14 protein-coding genes are annotated in these 19,263 nt (G+C 63.7%); 12 read left to right on the plus strand and 2 right to left on the minus strand.

Annotated elements, in window-relative coordinates:
* The first annotated feature begins 116 nt into the window (after window positions 1-116).
* The 6 genes from AB8717_RS01325 (at window position 117) to AB8717_RS01350 (ending at window position 6,600) form a co-directional block, all read left to right on the plus strand.
* Complete coding sequence (locus AB8717_RS01325; RefSeq protein ID WP_443749227.1) at window positions 117-1,670, plus strand: ATP-binding protein; 1,554 nt, start codon at window positions 117-119, stop codon at window positions 1,668-1,670.
* Between the two features lie 130 nt (window positions 1,671-1,800).
* Window positions 1,801-2,232 (plus strand): HPr kinase/phosphorylase, encoded by a 432-nt coding sequence (locus AB8717_RS01330; RefSeq protein WP_443749228.1) that lies wholly within the window; start codon window positions 1,801-1,803, stop codon window positions 2,230-2,232.
* Between the two features lie 172 nt (window positions 2,233-2,404).
* On the plus strand, window positions 2,405-2,809 hold the full coding sequence (locus tag AB8717_RS01335; protein WP_443749229.1) for a PTS sugar transporter subunit IIA: 405 nt from the start codon (window positions 2,405-2,407) through the stop codon (window positions 2,807-2,809).
* 98 nt (window positions 2,810-2,907) lie between these two features.
* Window positions 2,908-3,720: an alpha/beta fold hydrolase gene (locus tag AB8717_RS01340; RefSeq protein WP_443749230.1), complete on the plus strand. Its 813-nt coding sequence runs from the start codon at window positions 2,908-2,910 to the stop codon at window positions 3,718-3,720.
* 1 nt (window position 3,721) lies between these two features.
* Window positions 3,722-6,073, plus strand: coding sequence for a PAS domain S-box protein (locus tag AB8717_RS01345; RefSeq protein ID WP_443749231.1), 2,352 nt, complete (start codon window positions 3,722-3,724; stop codon window positions 6,071-6,073).
* 104 nt (window positions 6,074-6,177) lie between these two features.
* On the plus strand, window positions 6,178-6,600 hold the full coding sequence (locus tag AB8717_RS01350) for a response regulator transcription factor (RefSeq protein WP_443749232.1): 423 nt from the start codon (window positions 6,178-6,180) through the stop codon (window positions 6,598-6,600).
* A gap of 1 nt (window position 6,601) precedes the next feature.
* Here the strand turns inward: AB8717_RS01350 and AB8717_RS01355 are convergent, their stop codons facing one another.
* Window positions 6,602-7,018, minus strand: a complete 417-nt coding sequence (locus AB8717_RS01355; RefSeq protein WP_443749233.1) for an RrF2 family transcriptional regulator — start codon at window positions 7,016-7,018, stop codon at window positions 6,602-6,604.
* 173 nt (window positions 7,019-7,191) lie between these two features.
* Here AB8717_RS01355 and AB8717_RS01360 point away from each other — a divergent pair, with 173 nt between their 5' ends.
* Together AB8717_RS01360 and AB8717_RS01365 are read left to right on the plus strand one after the other, a co-directional pair.
* The gene (locus tag AB8717_RS01360; RefSeq protein ID WP_443749234.1) at window positions 7,192-8,229 is read left to right on the plus strand and encodes an ABC transporter substrate-binding protein; all 1,038 of its coding nucleotides are present in this window, start codon (window positions 7,192-7,194) and stop codon (window positions 8,227-8,229) included.
* Window positions 8,230-8,328: 99 nt separating this feature from the next.
* Window positions 8,329-9,477, plus strand: coding sequence for an aminotransferase (locus tag AB8717_RS01365; RefSeq protein WP_443749235.1), 1,149 nt, complete (start codon window positions 8,329-8,331; stop codon window positions 9,475-9,477).
* Here the strand turns inward: AB8717_RS01365 and AB8717_RS01370 are convergent.
* A complete protein-coding gene (locus tag AB8717_RS01370; protein ID WP_443749236.1) occupies window positions 9,448-10,473 on the minus strand; it encodes a cupin-like domain-containing protein in 1,026 nt (341 codons plus the stop codon). The two genes, AB8717_RS01365 and AB8717_RS01370, sit on opposite strands and share 30 nt — an antisense overlap.
* A 561-nt stretch (window positions 10,474-11,034) precedes the next feature.
* On the opposite strand from AB8717_RS01370, the gene AB8717_RS01375 reads away from it, so the two are divergent.
* The 4 genes from AB8717_RS01375 to AB8717_RS01390 all read left to right on the plus strand — a co-directional run bounded on the left by AB8717_RS01375 (window position 11,035) and on the right by AB8717_RS01390 (window position 19,245).
* Complete coding sequence (locus AB8717_RS01375) at window positions 11,035-14,433, plus strand: TonB-dependent receptor (protein ID WP_443749237.1); 3,399 nt, start codon at window positions 11,035-11,037, stop codon at window positions 14,431-14,433.
* A gap of 228 nt (window positions 14,434-14,661) precedes the next feature.
* Entirely contained in the window at window positions 14,662-16,209 is a 1,548-nt protein-coding gene (locus AB8717_RS01380; RefSeq protein ID WP_443749238.1) for a tryptophan halogenase family protein, read from the plus strand.
* Window positions 16,202-17,710, plus strand: a complete 1,509-nt coding sequence (locus tag AB8717_RS01385) for a tryptophan halogenase family protein (protein ID WP_443749239.1) — start codon at window positions 16,202-16,204, stop codon at window positions 17,708-17,710. Before AB8717_RS01380 ends, AB8717_RS01385 begins: the two co-directional genes overlap by 8 nt.
* A gap of 8 nt (window positions 17,711-17,718) precedes the next feature.
* Window positions 17,719-19,245, plus strand: a complete 1,527-nt coding sequence (locus AB8717_RS01390; protein ID WP_443749240.1) for a tryptophan halogenase family protein — start codon at window positions 17,719-17,721, stop codon at window positions 19,243-19,245.
* Window positions 19,246-19,263: the final 18 nt, after the last annotated feature.

Genomic DNA, 19,263 nt, shown 5'->3' on the forward strand with positions numbered 1-19,263 from the left:
AGGCATAGCAGTTTGTTACCTCGACGGAATTGCCCCGCCCACCGCCTTCGGCGGTCCCCCCTCCCCGCTGCGCAGGGAGGGCCGAAGCACGACTATTCCTTTGGCCTGGCGCTCTGATGTCGACCGGCCCCTGGTACAAACGGCTGCCCTTTATCCATTCGCGCCTCGGGCGGCTGGTCGTCGGGCTGAATATTGTCAGCCTGCTCATCCTGCTGGGCGGCGCCATGGCCGTGAACGAGCTGCAAAAGGGCCTGGTCAACGCCTACAAGGACTCCCTGACCTCGCAGGCCCATCTGATCGGGCACCTGATGGCGGCGGTGGCCACCGGCGACGGGCCGGAAGCCTATCTCGACCCCCTGTACGCCAACCGGGTCCTGTCCGACTTCATTCCGCCGGACCAGCGCGCCCGCCTGTTCGACGCCGATGGCAACCTGCTGTCCGATTCCTACGTCGTGTCGGAAAATGTCGACGTCCACAAACTGCCGCTGGCCCGCAAGCCCGGCGACCCCGCGCCCGACGACCGGTCGCAGGTCCGCGCCGAGCGCCGCGCCGAGGGCCGCAAGGAATTGCAGCTGGAGGTCCAGACCGCGCTCAAGGGCACCGAGGTCGAGCAGGTTCGCCATGACGAACGCGGCAAGAACGTCGTGTCCGTGTCGATCCCCATCCGCCGCGTACGCACCGTCCTGGGCGTGCTGACCCTGGAACGCGGCGATCTCGACCGCATCGTCGCCGACCAGCGCAAGGCCATGATCCCCTTTGCCCTGGTGGCCCTTTGCGTCAGCCTGGCCTCGTCGGTCATCCTGCACTTCCTGATCACCCGGCCGATCCAACGCCTGTCGGCCGCCGCCGACAGCGTGCGCGCCAACCAGACGCGGGCGATTTCGCTGCCCGACCTTGAGGAGCGCAAGGACGAGATCGGCGGGCTGGCGCGCTCGATCGAAAGCATGACGGCCACCCTGTGGCGGCGCATGGAGGAAATCGACCGTTTCGCGGCCGACGTGGCGCATGAGATCAAGAACCCGCTGACCTCGATCCGCAGTGCGCTGGAAACGCTCAAGCTCGTCAAGGACGACTCGGCCAAGGAGCGGCTGATGGGCGTGGTCAACCAGGACGTCCACCGCATCGACCGCCTGATCACCGACATTTCCAATGCTTCGCGCCTCGACGCCGAGCTGTCGCGCGATACGCCGCGCCGCGTCGAGGTGGGCGGACTGCTCGACGACATCGTGTCGCTGTACCAGCAGAGCCTGAAGCCCGCCGAGGCGGGGGTCGCCTTTGCGCGTGACGCCAATCCCGCCTTCGTCAGCGGCCGCGAAGGCCCGCTGGGCCAGGTCTTCCGCAATGTCATCGACAATGCGCGCTCGTTCAGCCCCCAGGGCGGCACGGTACGCGTCCGCCTGAGCCGCCGCGCCGATCCCCTTCGGCCCCTGCTGCTGACGGTCGAGGACGACGGCCCAGGCATTCCGGAAGAGAACCTGGAGACCATCTTCCAGCGCTTCTATACGTCGCGGCCCAAGGGCACCAGCTTCGGTCGCAATTCGGGACTGGGCCTGTCGATTTCGCGCCAGATCATCGAGGCGCACCGTGGCCTGATCTGGGCCGAGAACCGCAAGGACGCCGACGGCCAGGTCACCGGCGCGCGCTTCTCCATCGCTTTACCCGAGGCGTGACGGCCTATTTTTCGCACCTGCGCTCTTTTTGTCCCACTTGCCCGGAAAAGTCGTGCCCGGGGCGTGTCACATATCGCGTTACCGTCCTTTCGTCTAAGGTCGATGCTCCCCATATCCTTCTCGTACTGCGATGAGTAAGCTTGTTCTTCATGCCACGACTTTAAGCCTAATGGTCGGTCCCGCCTGGCGCGGCGTCCTGATCGTCGGGCCGTCGGGAATCGGCAAGAGCGACATGGCGCTCAGGGCCATGCAATCGGGATGTCAGCTGGTGTCGGACGACTATAGCTGCGTGTGGGTGTCCGGCGGCAATCTCTATGCCGCCCCTCCGGAAACCATTGACGGAAAAATGGAAATCCGCGGCCTTGGCATCATGAGCGACCTGCCCAGGCGCCCGATGACGCGCATCGGCCTGGTGGCCCTGGCCCAGACCGATCCCGTAGACCGGCTGCCCGAGGCCGAGGTCACGCCGATTCTGGGAATAAATGTGGCGACGATCCGGCTCAACCCCCGGGAGGCGTCGAGCGTGCCCAAGCTACTGACACGGCTGCGACGGGGCGGATAGAAATACCGCTCAAAGTTGCAATATGGACTGGGAATTCGGCGTTGACGTTGAATTTGCCAATATGGATTACAAATCTCATTTTGCAGTGCGAAGCAAACCGGACTAATATCACGCGTTATGGCTGGATTTCGCCCCGGAAACGGGCGGCCCGGCGACAAGGATTAGGCAATACATGATCGGACTGGTGATCGTAACGCATGGCAGACTCGCCGAAGAGTTTGTGGCGGCGATGGAACATGTGGTCGGCCCGCAAAGCCAGGTAACCCCTATCTGCATCGGACCCGAAGACGACGTCAGCCAGCGTCGCCAGGACATCCTGAAGGCTACAGCCGAGAACGACACCGGTGACGGGGTCATCCTGCTGACCGACATGTTCGGCGGCACGCCCTCGAACCTCGCCATCTCGGTCATGGAGCAGACGCGCGCCGAAGTCATCGCCGGCCTGAACCTGCCCATGCTGATCAAGCTGGCCTCGCTGCGCAAGAACGAGGACCTGAACAACTGCGTCTGTCACGCCCAGGAAGCCGGTCGCAAATATGTGACCGTGGCATCCTACGTCCTGTCGGGCGATAATTAGGGGCCGGCGGCGACTCCCACGGCGCCGACACTATTTTTTAAGCGCTTCCTAACCCTGCGGGTCTACTGTCGGCACGAAAATCCGTGCGAGTACCCGCCATGTCCATCCTCGAAAGAAATGCCGTCAGTGTCCGTGGCACGGGCCAGACGCCGCTCCTGTTCCTTCATGGCTACGGCTGCGACCAGCAGATATGGCAGGGCGTGCTTCCCCATTTCGAATCCAGCCACCGCTGCATCCTGCTCGACCATGTCGGCAGCGGCCGCTCGGACCTGTCCGCCTATGACAAGATCCGCTACGGCACCCTGCACGCCTATGCCGAGGACCTGATCGAGGTCTGCGACGCGCTTGGCCTCAGAGGTGCCGACGTCCTGGCCCACAGCGTTGCGTGCATGATCACCCTGCTGGCGGCGAAAAAGCGTCCCGACCTGTTCGGCCGGCTGATGCTGCTGGGGCCGTCGCCCTGCTATGTCGACGACGGTGACTATGTCGGCGGCTTTACGCACGAAGGCATAGACGACCTGCTGTCCATGCTGGCGCTCAATCACGCCGCCTGGTCGGCCCAGATGGCGCCCCTGGTCATGGCCAATCCCGACCGGCCGGAACTGGCGACCGAACTCGAAGGCTTCTTCTGCCGCAACGATCCCGGCATCATCCACCATTTCGCCGGCGTCGTCTTCCGTTCGGATCATCGCGCCGAAATCGCCGGCATCGACGTGCCGTGCCTGGTCATGCAGTGCCAGGACGACATCGTCGCGCCGCTCGAGGTCGGTGTCTATCTCCACGGCGCGCTGCCGGCCAGCGAACTGATGGTGCTCGACAGCCACGGGCATTACCCGCAACTCAGCGCGCCCGACGTGGTGGCCGAGGCGGCGAAGTGCTATCTTGCGCGCCCGGTCGCCCGGGCGGCCTGACATGGCGGAGGCGGCGGCCGACGAACACTTTCTCGACTTCGTGCCCTGCGGCATCGTCGCCTGCGATGTCCGCGGCCGCATCGTGCGCGCCAACGCCTTTTTTCGCAGGCTGTGCGGCATCAGCGCGGACGAGCCGCTGCAGTCCTTCAACCAGTACCTGACACGGCCGTCGCGCGTCATTCTCAACGCCCAGGTCCTGCCGCTGCTGCAACGCGCCGGCCAGGTGCGCGAGGCGACGCTGGACGTGCAAGGCGTGTCCTCCATCGTGCCGGTGCTGCTCAACGGTGACTTCGACGGCCACGGCACCTATGTTTTCTCGCTCTTTCCGGCCGCCGACCGGCGCCAGCATGAGCGCGAGCTTCTGCTGGCCCGCAAACAGCTCAACCAGTCGCGCGACTATCTCGAGCTGGCGGAAAAGCTGGCCAATGTCGGCCACTGGCACTTCGACCTGGCGACCGACAAGGGCTTCTGGTCGCCGGAAATCTACTCCATCATCGGGCTCGATCCCGACGGGCCGGCCCCGGCCCTGAACCAAAGCACCACCTTGTACCATCCCGACGACCAGGCGTCCGTCGCAGCCGGAATCGAAGCGGCCATCCGCTCCGGCGAAGGCTTCAGCTTCGCCAAGCGCATCATTCGCCCTGCGACCGGCGAAATCCGCCATGTCGTCGCCTCGGGCGTCTGCGAAACGGACGTCCACGGCACGGTCATCGGCCTGTTCGGCGTGTTCCGCGACATTACCGACGCCGTGCAGAACCAGGCCGACCTGGCCGCCAGCGAGAGCCGCTATCGCCTGCTGGCCGATCATTCGAACGACATCATCACCATCTTCGACGTCACAGGCACGATCAGCTACATCTCGCCGGCCATCACCAAGGTGCTGGGCTATGCCCCTGAGGAAATGGTGGGCAAGCACGTCAACGAGATCGTCCATCCCGACGACTTCGCCTCGGTCCAGGCCGCCTATCGTACCTATGTGCTCGGCGGTGTGTGGGACGATGCCCCGCGCATCCGCTATCGTGCCCTGCACAAGGGCGGGCACTATATATGGGCCGAGGCCAATCCGACCGTCATCCTGGGCGACGACGGCCGGGTCGCCTCCATCCAGGACGTGGTGCGCGACATTTCGCGGCAGAAGGCGACCGAGGACGCCCTGGCGCGCGCCAGCGTCGAGGCCAATGCCGCCGCCGAGGCCAAGGCCCAGTTCCTGGCCACGATGAGCCACGAGCTGCGTACGCCGCTAACCAGCATCATCGGCTTTTCGGGCCTGTTGCGCGACCTGCTGACAGGGCAGGACGACCTGCGCCGCCATGCTTCGCGCATCCAGACAGCCGGACAGTCGCTGCTGGGCCTGATCAACGACATTCTCGACCATTCCAAGCTCGAAGCGGGGCAGCTTGAGCTCGATCTTGCTCCCGCCGACGTCGGTGAGATCGTCGCCGAAGCCGTCGACCTGTTGCAGATACAGGCGGGCGCCAAGGGCCTGAGCCTCGAGGTCAACGGCGCCGGCGACCTGCCGTCGCCGCTGCTGGTCGATGACGGCCGCCTGCGCCAGATCCTGGTCAACCTTATCAGCAATGCCGTCAAGTTCACGGCTTCGGGCGGTGTCACGGTCGCCATCGCCTACGATCCGGACGGATCGGGACGCCTGCGGTTCTCCGTGCGCGATACCGGCCCCGGCATATCCGAGGCCGGCCAGAAGGCCCTGTTCCAGCGCTTTACCCAGGTCGACCGCGCCACGCACGACGGCAGCGGCGGGACAGGGCTGGGCCTGTCGATCTGCCGCCAACTGGTCGAGCTGATGCACGGCGCGATCGGCGTCAACAGCGTGCTGGGCCACGGTGCGGAATTCTGGTTCGACATTCCGCTGCCGGACACGGCCTCGGTCACCGAAGGCACGGCGGAGCATACGCCCGGCCACCTGCTGGTCGTTGACGACCAGGACGCCGTCGCCGAACTTCTGGTGAACCTGTTGCGCCGTCATGGTCATGTGGTCGATGTCGCGCACAATGGCTACGACGCCGTCGAGGCGTGCCGGCGCTCGGTCTACGACCTCGTCCTCATGGACATCAATATGCCGGTCATGGACGGTTTCACAGCCAGCCGCGCCATCCGCGATTCCAGTCCGCTCAACCGCGATGTTCCCATTCTGGCCCTGACCGCGGCCGGCGGCAGCGCGCGCCAGCAGGCCTGTCTTGCCTCGGGGATGAACGCGCTGGTCCTCAAGCCCGTCAATCCGTCCGCCCTGTCCGACACGGTCGCCCTGTGGCTGTCGTCGGCGCCGCGCGAAGCGGGCATGGCGGCGGCCATGGCCGGCCAGACCTCCGCCCGGCTGGTCCATGAATCGGAGTAGACCGGAAAAATCGTCATTGCCGTGCGTCCGCGCCGAACGGCGTTTCGCGATGTTTAACTTAAATGGCTTATAGTCGCCGGGACACCGACCTCCAGAGCTAAGCCATGACCCAGTCCCGCCGCATTTTGATCGTCGAAGACAATTCCGATATCGCAGAGCTGCTGATCCTGCGGCTCGGCCTTGCCGGTTACGACACCTATCGGGCCGCCGATGCCGAAAGCGCGGCGCAGGCCATGGACGTGTTCCGTCCGGACGGCATCCTGCTCGATATCGGCCTGCCGGGCCGGGACGGCCTGTCGTTCCTGCAATCGATCAAGGCGATCCCGAAATACAAGGACATTCCTGTCCTCATGCTGACGGCGCGCCAGGCCATGGGCGACATCCAGATTGCACTGAAGCTTGGCGCCAAGGACTATGTCGCCAAGCCGTTCGACGACAAGAAGCTGCTGTTCCGCATCGCGCGCATGATGGGTGAACAGGTCGCCAAGCCGACGCCGACGCAACGCACCTACGTCTGGAACAAGTAAATCAGGCTTGGGGTGACGGGCGCGCCAGGGTCGCGTCCTCCAGCACCCGCGCCATGGCGTCGCGCGCCGCCACCAGGATGGTGCGCAATTCGCAGTCGTCGGGCGTCGGACAATCGTCACACCGGGCATAGGCCGTGCGGCTGGCGCAGGTCGTCAGGGCCAGCGGTCCGTCGGTCAGACGGATAAGGTCGGCGATAGAGATCAGGTCGGCCGGCTTTGCCAGGGTGTAGCCGCCGCTGCGGCCGCGGCGCGACACCAGAAAGCCTTCGCGACGCAGGTCTAGCAATATCCCTTCCAGGAAATGCTGCGGCGCCTTGATGCGGGCCGCCAATTCCCCCGCTTGCAGGCTTTGTTCCGGCGGGCAGCGGGCTAATTCCTGCATCACCCGTATAGTATATTTGGCGCGCTGGGACAGCATGTCTGTTTCATTCCCGGTCTTTATCGCCTTGTTCCTTATGACAAATTGTGCGGAAGAACAAGCGGCCGGCAGCCGATCGTTGATTTTTTCTCATGCCAGGCGGTAGAAATTTTCGCGCGATAAAACTACACTGAAATGATAGGAATTTGATCGCCCATTTCGGAGACTTGCCCATGCCCGGTCCGCGCGCGACGACGACGCCCAACCATACCGTTCCGCTTATCTGGTATGCCCGCTGCCCGACGCTTACCGCCATCGGGCTGGTGGCGAACCGCGGCGTCTTCCAGCGCGAATTCCTGCGTGAGAACGTCAACCTGGTCTCGGTGCGCGAAACCAATACGCCATCCGTGCGCCAGGGCCATCTCGACCATACCCTGCCGAACCTTGTGCGCGAGGCCGATGCGGCGACCGCCCTGTGGGCCTACGGCCAGAATGCGCGCTCGCGCTTGCTGGCCATCGGCAGGACCTGGCACGCGGTCACCGTGGTGGCCAGGCCGCGCGGCCATGTTTCCAGCTTGCGCGACCTGATCGGCCGGCGCCTGTCCCTGCCCAAGGAGGCCGGGACCTTTTCGCCGGCGCAGGTGCGGGCGCTGCGGGCCTGGGAGACGGTGCTTTCGGTGGCGCATGTTTCGCAGCAGGATGTCGAGTTCGCGCCGGTGGTGGCCGACCATCCGTCCGTACCGTTCGGCGACATTGCTCGCCGTGAGGTCGAGGCGCTGCTGAGCGGCCATACGGACGTCGCCATCCTGTTCGGTGCCAAGGGGCTGGAGCTGGCGCGGTCCGCGCACCTGCATATCGTTCATCGCTTTGAAGCGCGCGCAATCCAGGCCTCGCCGCACCTTTCCGGCCTGGTCGAACTGCGGGCCCTGACGGTCGATCATCCCTTGCTCGACGGCAGCCCCGAGGTCGTAGCGCGCATCACCGGCAACCTGCTGAAGGCGGCGTCCTGGGCCGAATCCTTCCCCAGGGAGGCCCTGCGCCAGGTCGCCGTCGAGGGCAAGGTCGAGGAGGCCGACGCCACGGAAGCCTATGACGGCCTGATCGCCGAAGGCGCGCGGCTGGGCCTCGACAGCGAGCGGCGTGAGGAGATCGCCGCGCTTTCGCAGTGGCTGAAGACGCGGCATCTGGTGCCCGACGCGCTCGATCCGGAAGCATGGGAACGGCCCGAGGTGCTCGAGGCCGCGCGGCATGGATTGAAGGCGGTGGCGTGAAGGTCTTATCCGGCCTTCACACGCCCCTTTGACGACCCGAGACCGATCCCGGCGGTCTCGGGTCTTTTTTCGTGCGGACCGAGGTGATAATTACCCTTCATGAATCCCATCTTCGCCGACCTGCCGACCAGCATTTTCGAGATCATGTCGCTTGAGGCCAGGACCCGCGGCGCGGTCAATCTCGGCCAGGGCTTCCCGGAGACCGACGGCTTTCCCGAGGTGCGCGAAGCGGCGGCCCGGGCGCTGGGCGAACAGTCCAACCAGTACGCGCCCATGCGCGGCTTGCCCGTGCTGCGTCAGGCGGTGTCCGCCTTCTACGCGCGGACCCAGGGGCTGGCTTTCGACCCGGACAGCGAGGTCATGATTACCTCGGGCGCCACCGAGGCCATCTCCGCCGCCATCCTGGCTTTCGTGACGCCGGGGGACGAGGTCGTGCTGTTCGAGCCGATGTACGACGCCTACCTGCCGCTGGTCAGGCGGGCAGGGGGCGTGCCGAAGATCGTGCAGCTCAGGCCGCCGCACTGGACCTTCGGCGAAGACGACCTGGCTGCTGTGTTTAGCGACCGTACCAGGCTGGTCCTGCTGACCACCCCGAACAATCCGACGACGCACGCCGTGACGCGCGCCGAGCTCGACCTGCTGGCGCGGTATTGCGAGCGGCACGATGCCTATGTGATGAGCGACGAGGTCTGGGAGCAGGTGATCTTCGACCAGCCGCATCTTAGCGTGCTGCACGTGCCGGGGCTGAAGGACCGCGCCGTCAAGATCGGTTCGGCCGGCAAGATATTCTCGCTGACCGGCTGGAAGGTCGGCTTCGTCTGCGGGCCGAAGCCGCTGGTCGACCAGATGGCGCGGGCGCACCAGTTCATTACCTTCGCGACGCCGCCGGCCTTGCAGCACGGCGTGGCTTTCGGGCTCGGCCTGCCGCAGGCGCGGTTCGACACGGCGCTGTCGGAACTGCGGGAACAGCGCGACTACCTGGCGGGCCACCTGGCTCGCGCCGGGTTTCGCGTCATGGCGGCGGACGGCACCTATTTCGTCAATATCGACCTGGGCGAGGCCGTTTCCGACCCTGTCGCCTTCGCCTTCGAACTGGTGGCGCGGCACGGCGTGGCGACCATTCCGCTTAAGGCCTTCTGCGACAGCGGCCGCAACCTGCCTATCCTGCGCCTGTGCTTCGCCAAGTCGCGGGCTACGCTCGATCGCGGCATTGCCGGTCTAGTTTCGGCCCAGGAACGCCTGCTGTAGGCTGCGGATCAGGCCGATGCGGATTTCGCGCGTGTGACGGCCCAGGCCGCCCTGGTGCCTCTCGGGGATATGGGCGACGGGGTTGCCGTTGGCCTGGAAGATATAGTGGTCGAACATGACCTTCCAGTAATCGCGCTCGACCGGCGGCAGGTCCTTGAGGGCCAGGATGGCGTCATTGAAGCACAGGACCGGGTTTTCCAGCGGATTGGCCGGCGTGCCCCACCAGTAGTTGATGAGGATGTTGAAGCGCTCCAGCGACTGGACATGGTGCCACCAGTAGCGTGGAATGTAGAGGGCGTCGCCGGGTTCGAGCTCGGCGACCTGGGCCGTCGCGATGGCGTCGCGAAACTTCGGGTGCGCATCGAAATCGGGCGCTTCCAGGCTGGCCAGGCTGATCGGGCGGCCCGACGGGGTGCGCTCGAACGGACCGATATAGAGATTGGTCACCTGCTCGGGCGGGAACAGTGTAAAGCGCCGGCGGCCGGCCACGACGCACGCTATGTTGTAATCGTTGTCGTTGTGCGTCTGGGCGCGCGTGGCGTTGCTGATCCAGATGCGCGGCCCTATTTGCGGCGGCAGCAACGGACAGGGGTTTTCCGCCGCGAATTTCGGCATGTACTGGTCCAGCGGAGTCGACTGGACATAGACATAGGGCGGCTTCGGGTGTTCGAGCAGGCCCAGCAACTGGTCCACGCCGGCCGAAATCGAGCGGGTGCTGCGGTTGAAGTTGAAATCGTACATGTCCGGGCCGTAGGCGAACCGGCCTTCGATCTGGCTTCCGGCTTCCAGCACCGTGGTAGGCATTCCCAGGTCCATGGCCTTGAGATAGCCTGCCGCCGTCTGCGGTGAGGTCAGGCCCTGCCGGACCGCCGGCCACTGCGAAACCAGCCCCTTGAACACCACGGGCCGGGCCGCCGGAATGATTTCGCGCGCGAACTGTTCGGGGGTGACGCCGTCCACGGCCGGGACGGGGGGGATATCAAGGGCGTCTGGCATCGGAGGCTATGATTTCCTCTTTCATTCATATTGTCCTACTGCGCCACATTGCCGCGCCGCGCCACTCTTTTAACCGATTCGCTTCCCCTGCCCCATTTGCGCGAATTTCCCGCAAATCTTTGACAGCGCTGTCAGAAATGTCATCGTTTTCACAAAGTTGCGATTGAATATACAAAATATGTGAGCGGTAACCGAATTTTGGCATTTTGGGGGACTGGTAGACGTCAGAAGTGTGACATTCGTGCCATTATGAGCGCCGTTTGTGCCTTTGTTGTCATAATACGCCTAGTGTTCCGGCCTCCAATCCGGTAACAGAGAAAGATGAAATAATTAATCGGGAAGAAGCCGTCCGTCCGCTCCAATAAAAAATGCCGGTCCAGATCCGCGCGTGGCAAGGGAATTGACGCCTGCGTCAAAGCTGCGTTCGGGGACAGTCCCTGCATAAAAAACGGAACGGTCGGACAAGAGTCCAGGGCTTCGGCCGGTCAATAACTTCAGTTGGTATCAGCAGGTCTCACCGGCCGGATTCGTCCCGCCGTAAGGAGAATAGGGAGAACATACATGAAAAATTCCGGAAGCACGGCCTTCAGCGGGCTGCAGCTTTTAAAGGGAGGCGTTTCGCTCCTGGCGCTTACGGCGCTGGCCGCGGCGGCTGCGCCTGCCATGGCACAGGACAAGCCCGCCACCGGCGCCAAGAGCGATGAAGTCGTCGTCGTCGGCGTCCGCAAGGCCCTGAAGTCGGCGCAGGCCATCAAGAAGGACGCCGATACGGTCGTCGATTCGATCACGGCCAGCGACATCGGTTCGTTCCCGGACAAGTCGGTCGCCGAAGCGCTGCAGCGCGTCGCCGGCGTCACCGTGAACCGCTTCGCCGCCACCGGCGATACGGCGCACTTCTCGGCTGAACCCTCGGGCGTCGTCGTCCGCGGCCTGCAACAGGTCCGTTCGGAATTCAACGGCCGCGACATCTTCACCGCCGACTCGAACCGCGGCCTGTCCTGGTCGGACGTTTCGCCGGAACTGATGGGCGGCGTCGATACCTACAAGAACCAGACGGCTGAACTGATCGAAGGCGGCATCGCCGGTTCGATCAACCTGCGTACGCGTCTGCCGTTCGACCAGAAGGGCCGTCTGCTGGCCGCCACCGGCGAATACACCTGGGGCGACCTGTCGAAGAAGGGCCAGCCGGCCTATTCCGGCATCTATTCGGACCGCTTCCAAACGTCGCTCGGCGAATTCGGCATCATGATCAACGGCGCCCACTCGGCCGTGACGACCAATTCGCAAGGCATCCAGTTCGGCCGTATGGCGATCGTCCAGACCTCGTACTGGGGCCCCGACAAGCGCTATATCCCGATGACGGTTTCGTTCCGCGACAACACCTACGACCGTACCCGTGACGGCGTGTCGCTGGCCGCCCAGTGGCAGAACAACGAGCACACCATGCTCGCCACGCTGCAGTACAACCAGTCGAAGAAGATCGAGCAGTGGGAAGAGTTCGTCTCGACCGCTTCCTCGGGCGCCGACGCCTGGGCGACGGGTATCGATGCCGTCTCCACCGGCAGCAACGTCGAATGCCTCGGCGGGGTCTCGAACTGTTCCTTCGATTCGGACGGTTACATCCAGACCGGCACGCTGGTCCAGAATTCCTCGGCCTGGTACGGCACCATCGCCGCTCCGACCGGCGCCAGCGCCTCCAACGGCCAACTGGTTTGCTACAGCTGGGATGGCGGCGCCTGCGGCAATCCGGCGCAACGCGGCACCGGCTGGGCGAACGACACCCGCTGGAGCGACAGCCTGAACGACACGAAGGACGCTTCGTTCAACTTCAAGTGGGACGTCACCTCCAAGCTGAAGACGAACTTCGACGTCCAGTACGTCAAGGCGATCCAGAAGAACTACGACATCTCGACCGAACTGGCGACCTTCGCCAACACGACCTGGGATACGACCGGCGATCATCCGACCGTCGACGTGGCTGCGCCGAAAGGCTTCAACCTGACCTCGGGCTTCCTGACCGACCCGGCGAACTATCGCCAGCACTTCATCATGGACCACCTGACGGATTCGGACGGCCATGAATTCGCCACCCGCGCCGACCTGGCCTACAGCTTCGACTCGCCGTGGCTGAACACCCTGAAGGCCGGCGTCCGTTATGCCGACCGCGAACAAACCGTCCGCTGGTCGACCTATAACTGGGCCAACGTCGTCAACACCTGGTCGAACTACGACGCCAACAACTACTACATCACGGGTAACAAGTACCCGAACGCCGCCGACTACGGCGTGTTCGACTTCAAGTCGGACTTCTACGGCGGTGGTGCGCTCAATGCCAACCAGGGTGTCTTCTTCAGCGTCGATGCTCTGAAGAACCGCGAAGCGTTTGCGGCGGCCTACAACAACCTCGCCTACGACGCCCGCAATACGGATGGCACGCTATCCAACGCATGGACCCCGATCTGCTATCGTTCGGGTGAAATCGGCGGTGCGGCCGACGGTAACGCTGCGGCCATCGCGGCTTACAACGCCGCGGTTAAGGCTCACGTCACCGACCCGACGGTCGTGGTGCCGGCGAAGCCGACCCTGGGCGTGAACACGGGTGACGGCTGCTTCCGTCCGTCCGAAATCGCCGACGTGTCTGAAAAGACCAAGGCCGTCTACGTCCAGCTGAAGTTCGGCGGGAACGACGCGACGATCCTGAACGGTATCACCGTCACGGGTAACATCGGTGTCCGTTATGTCGAAACGCAAAACGTCAGCACCGGCGGTGTCAACTACAGCGACAACACGGTGTACGCCACGACGCCGACCTCGCCCGGCGTTGATCCGATTACCGGCCTTCCGACCTCGGTTCCGAACGCGAGCTACTACATCTCGGCGGACGACCGGGCCTTCATGCAGGCCAGCACGGCTCTGAACACTGTCGATGTGACGCACCGCAACGTGCTGCCCAGCTTCAACGTTCGTTTCGGCCTGACCGACAAGTGGTTCCTGCGCTTCGCGGCGTCGAAAGCCATGTCGCGTCCCGATATCGGTAACCTGAAGGAATACACGAACGTCAGCCGCGCTCAGACCGGTACGGTTCTCACCGGCCCGAACAAGTGCGACGCGTCGGTCGGGGCCTTCGTCTGCGACGGCAGCGGCAACATCGTCAAGACGCGCGTGGCCTATACCGCTTCGGCGAACAACCCGAACCTGAAGCCGGTCACCGCCGACCAGTTCGACATGTCGCTTGAAAACTACTTCACGTCGACCGGGTCGTTCACCTTCAACCTGTTCTACAAGAAGTTCCACGACTACATCCAAATGGGTCGTTACACTCAGGACTACACCAACAACGGCGTCACCAAGTCGGTGGTTGTCAGTGGCCCGATCAACGGCGACGGCGCGACCATCAAGGGCTTCGAAGCGGCTTACCAAAGCTTCTTCGACTTCCTGCCGGCTCCGTTCAACGGCCTCGGTATCCAGGCGAACTTCACCCACCTGCACAATACCGGCATCAAGAGCTCGAACGTTGTCGTCAACTCCGGCGACGGCTCCTCGACCCAGCTGGGTGGCAGCGCCACGGGCAACTCGGCGGTGACCTTCACCGACCTGCCGCTCGAAGGCCTGTCGGACAACACGTACAACATCATCGGTATGTACGAAAAGGGTGCCTGGTCGGCGCGTATCGCCTACAACTGGCGTTCGCAATACCTGGTTACGTCGCAAGACTGCTGCATGATCTTCCCGATCTGGCAGAAGGCTGCGGGTTACCTCGACGGCCGCGTCGCTTACCGCTTCAGCGACCATGTCGAAGTGTCGCTGGAAGGCTCGAACCTGCTCAACACCGAAACGGTGCTGGAACAACAGGTCGACGGCAACCGCAACGACGGTCACGTGCATGACCGCGTCCTGCTCCCGGGCTCCTGGTTCAAGAACGACCGCCGTATCCAGGCGTCGATCCGCCTGAAGTACTAAGGCCGGACCCAAACGGAATGAAGGCGCGCTGCCCCCGGGTAGCGCGCCTTTTTTTATGTGAAGCCGTCTTTTCCTGGCCGTGACTTTTCGCTTGCCAACGTGGGGCGGCGCACGGAAAAACCGGTGGTGAAACTGTGGTTTGCGGATTGCATTCCCGTCACCGGTGCGTCTTTATTCGCACCCGGAGAGCGCGTACAATGCGCCGGCAAGGACAGGATAGACGAACATATGGACACGAAGCCGATGCGGATCATCATCCTGGGAGGCGGCACGGCGGGCTGGATGACCGCCGCCGGCTTCGCAAAGACCCTTCGGCCGGAATTTTTCGACGTCCGGCTTATCGAATCCGAGGAAATCGGCACAGTCGGCGTCGGGGAAGCAACCTTGCCCCAGATCAAGGATTTCAACGATTTCCTGGAGATCAACGAACCCGAGTTCATGCGCGAAACCAATGCGACGTTCAAGCTCGGCATCGAGTTCCGCAACTGGGCGCGCGATGGCGACAGCTACGTCCACCCCTTCGGCATTCATGGCCAGGCCATAAATGGCGTGCCCCTGTTCCAGTACTGGCTGCGCGCACAGCAGAACGGACATGTGTCCAACCTGGAAGACTATTCGTTTCCCATCGTCGCGTGCCGGCACGACCGCTTCGATTTCCCGTCGAACGACGACCGTTCGGTCCGCTCGACCTTTGCCTACGCCTATCAGTTCGACGCCGTGCTCTATGCCCGATTCCTGCGCCGCTGGGCCGAGGCCCGTGGCCTGCGCCGCACCGAGGGCAAGGTCGTCGATGTCACGCTGCGGCCGGAGGACGGCTTTATCCAGTCGCTGACCCTGGCCTCCGGCGAGATCGTCGAAGGCGATCTCTTCATCGACTGCTCGGGTTTCCGCGCGCTGCTGATCGGGGAGACACTCAAGGTCGGCTGGCAGGACTGGACGCCCTGGCTGCCGTGCGACCGGGCGCTGGCCGTGCCGTGCGACCGGACCGACGACTTCCCGCCCTATACCCGTTGCACCGCGCAGGAGGCCGGCTGGACCTGGCGCATCCCGCTGCAGCACCGCACCGGCAACGGCTATGTCTTCGCCAGCACCTTCACGACGGAAGAGCGCGCCGCCGAAGTCCTTCTGGGCGCCATCGACGCCAGGGCGCAGGCCGAACCGCGGCTGCTCAAATTCCAGGCGGGCCGCCGTACGACCTCCTGGCACAAGAACTGCGTCGCCATCGGCCTTGCCAGCGGCTTCCTTGAACCGCTCGAATCGACCAGCATCTACCTGGCCCAGATCGCATCCGACTTCCTGATGCGCCTGTTTCCCGGCACGACGATCGATCCCAAACTGACCGACGAATTCAACCGCAAGGTCGATATCGAATACGACCGTGTCCGCGACTTTCTCATCCTGCACTATCACGCCAACCAGAAGCCGCCGGAGGAGGATCCCACCGGTTTCTGGCGTCATGTCCGCGAGAAGGCGGTGCCGGATACGCTCAAGGTGAGGATGGAGACTTTTGTCCGCCGTGGCCACATCCACCGCTACCGCGACGGCTTGTTCGCGCCGCCGTCCTGGGTCGCGGTCTATACGGGACAGCGCGTCTTCCCGCAAAGCTACGACCGCCAGGCCGACAATATGAGCCTCGACATCGTTCTGGAAAAAATGGCCGAGATGCGTGAGCGGGTCACGGTCAATGTCGAAAGCCTGCCCAGCCACGCCGAGTTCCTGAAATCCTATTGCTTCGATCCGTCGGCCACGACAACGCAGGAGGCCGTCAATGGCTGAGCCGGCAAAGCGAATTTCCAGGGTCGTCATCGTCGGCCGCGACGAAGCCTTGTGGCTGACGGTCAATGTGCTGTGGCGGGCGCTGGGCCACGCGGGAATCGACCTTACCTTTGTCGAGCTGCCGTCGATGCTGCGGCCGGGCGACGTGTTTCCGACGCTGAAACAGCAGGAAGCCTATCACAACCTGATCGGCCTGGACGAAGCGGCGACGATGCGGGCCAGTGAGGCGACCTTCTCGCTGGGGCAGCGCTTCGCAAACTTTTCGAAGACGCGGCCGCCGTTCCTCCATGCCTATTCCAGCTACGGACGGCCGCTTAACCGCGTCCCGTTCCATCACTACTGGATCAAGGCGCGCACGGCCGGGCTGAAGGCGGAATTCGAGGACTTCTCGATCAATGCCGCCGCTGCCAAGCACGGGCGTTTCTTCATGCCGGGCGAGGCTACCGACGGCTTTGCGACCTGCGACTATGCCTATCATCTCGGTGCGACAGGCTACTGCAACATGCTCAGGTCGACGGCCCTGAAGCGCCAGGCCGGCACACACATCCCCGGGCGCCTGGCCACCGTCGTCAAGGATCCCGACCAGGGCCATATCCGCGCCGTCACCCTGATGGACGGCCAGACCGTCGAGGGCGATTTCTTCATCGACGCCACCGGCTCGGAAAGCGCGCTGCTGGGCGATGCGCTGGGCGTACGCTTCGAGTCGTGGAAAAAATGGCTGCCGTGCGATCGCGTGCTCAACACCTATGCGCCGGCCATGTCGCCCCTGCCGCCCTTCAGTCAGATCGCGGCCTTCCGCTCGGGCTGGGTGGGCCTGTATCCTCTGCGCGACTGCACCGCGATCCAGCAAGTCTACACCAGCGTCGACATGAAGGACGAAGAGGCGTTCGACGCGGCGCGGATCGTATCCGGTCTCAATCTGGAGCCCAGCGCCGTCGTGACGCCGTTTTCGGCGGGTGCGCGCCAGGTCACCTGGGAAAAGAACTGCGTGGCCATCGGCGAGGCGGCTGTGGTCATGGACCCGATCGACAGCGTGCGCATGCATACCAATCTTGTCGGCCTGTCGCATCTGGTGTCTCTGTTCCCGATCGATAGCGACTGCGGACTGGAAAGCCTGGAATACAATCGCAATGTCTCGGCGTCGTTCGAGCGCATCCGCGACTACCAGATGTGCCACTATCTGCTCAACCAGCGCTTCGACCAGCCGTTCTGGGACTATTGCCGCACGATTCAACCGCCCGACATGCTGCGCTACAAGCTCGAGCTGTTCGCGGCCCGCGGAAGCCTGGCCCTGTATGACGACGAAACCTTCGACGAGGACGACTGGTATTCGATGCTCATCGGCCATGGCCTTATCCCGAAGGCCTACGATCCCCTGGTCGACCAGACGGGCGACGCGGAGGCGATCCAGCACTTCCAGCGCATGCTGGGCTTTATACGGATGAATGTGGAAAAGATGAACCCGATGGAAGCGTTTCTCGGCGCCCCGGTGGTGGCTTAGGAGCAATCATGGACTCAGTAGTCAAGAAGATCGTCATCGTCGGGGGCGGGACCGCCGGGTGGATGACGGCGGCCTGTTTCGCCAAGGCGTTGGGAACGCATTTCTACGACATCACCCTGGTCGAGTCCGAAGAGATCGGAACGGTCGGGGTCGGTGAGGCGACGATTCCCGCCATCATTGAATTCAACAATTTCCTCGGCATCGACGAGAACGAGTTTGTCCGCGAGACCAACGGCACATTCAAGCTGGGGATCGAGTTCGTCGACTGGCGGCAAAAAGGCGTCACCTATTTCCACCCCTTCGGGCTGTACGGCTTCGACATCGCCGGTTTCACCTTTCCGCACTACTATTTCCGCCACTACATCCAGCGCGGCGGCGGCCCGGTCGACATCGGCAAGTACAATGCTGAAACCGAAGCCGCGTCGCAGGGGCGCTTCGGGCGCGTCAAGCCCGAGGTCGGCAAGCCGACCGTCAACTATGCCTATCAGTTCGACGCCAGCCTGTATGCGCGCTTCTTGCGCCGCTATGCCGAGACGCGCGGCGTCGTCCGCCAGGAAGGCAAGATCGTCCAGGTCCACCAGAATCCGGAAACCGGCTATGTCACCTCGGTGCAGCTGACCGACGGGCGGCACGTCGAAGGCGACATCTTCATCGATTGCTCGGGCTTCCGGGGCTTGTTGATCGAAGAGACGCTGAAGACCGGCTATATCGACTGGAGCCGGTGGCTGCCGATGAACCGTGCCGCCGCCGTGCCATGCGAGCGCGTGGACGTGCTTACGCCCTTCACCCGCTGCACGGCGCGTGAGGCCGGCTGGCAGTGGCGCATCCCTCTGCAGCACCGCACGGGCAACGGCTATGTCTTCTGCTCGGACTTCATCAGCGAAGACGAAGCCGCCGCCACGGTACTGACGCGCCTTGACGGCAAGGCGCTGGCCGACCCGAAGATTCTCCGCTTCGTTACCGGCCGGCGCAAGAAGGCGTGGAACAAGAATGTCGTGGCGCTTGGCCTGGCCAGCGGGTTCCTGGAACCGCTGGAATCGACCAGCATCCACCTAGTCCAGTCGGGTGCGTTCAAATTTCTCGCGCTTTTCCCCCGTCACGGCATCAATCCGCACATCGTCGACGAGTATAACCGCCAGGTCGAACTCGACTACGAGAACATCAAGGACTTCATTATCGCGCACTACAAGGTCACCGAACGGGACGACACGCCGTTCTGGCGCCATGTGCAGCAGATGAGCATTCCTGACAGCCTCCAGGCGCGGTTCGACGTTTTCCGCGCCACCAGCCAGACCCTGGCGCGGGAGCCGGAACTGTTCCGTGAAGTCAGCTGGGTCGCCATCCTGACAGGGCAGGGCATGATACCGGAGGACTATCATCCGGCGGCCGACGCGCTTGATGACGACGATCTTCGCCTGCAACTGGGCCGGTGGCGGTCCGCCGTGCTCGAGCGCGTAAAGCCGCTGCCTCTGCACGAGGACTATATCCGCCGCAACTGCGCGTCCGAAGCGCTCAAGATGCTCTATGCGGGATAAGGGCCGTCCGGGTCCTGC

Origin of the sequence: Asticcacaulis solisilvae (assembly GCF_052327315.1) — a bacterium.
In the GTDB taxonomy this organism is placed as follows: Bacteria; Pseudomonadota; Alphaproteobacteria; order Caulobacterales; family Caulobacteraceae; genus Asticcacaulis; species Asticcacaulis solisilvae_B.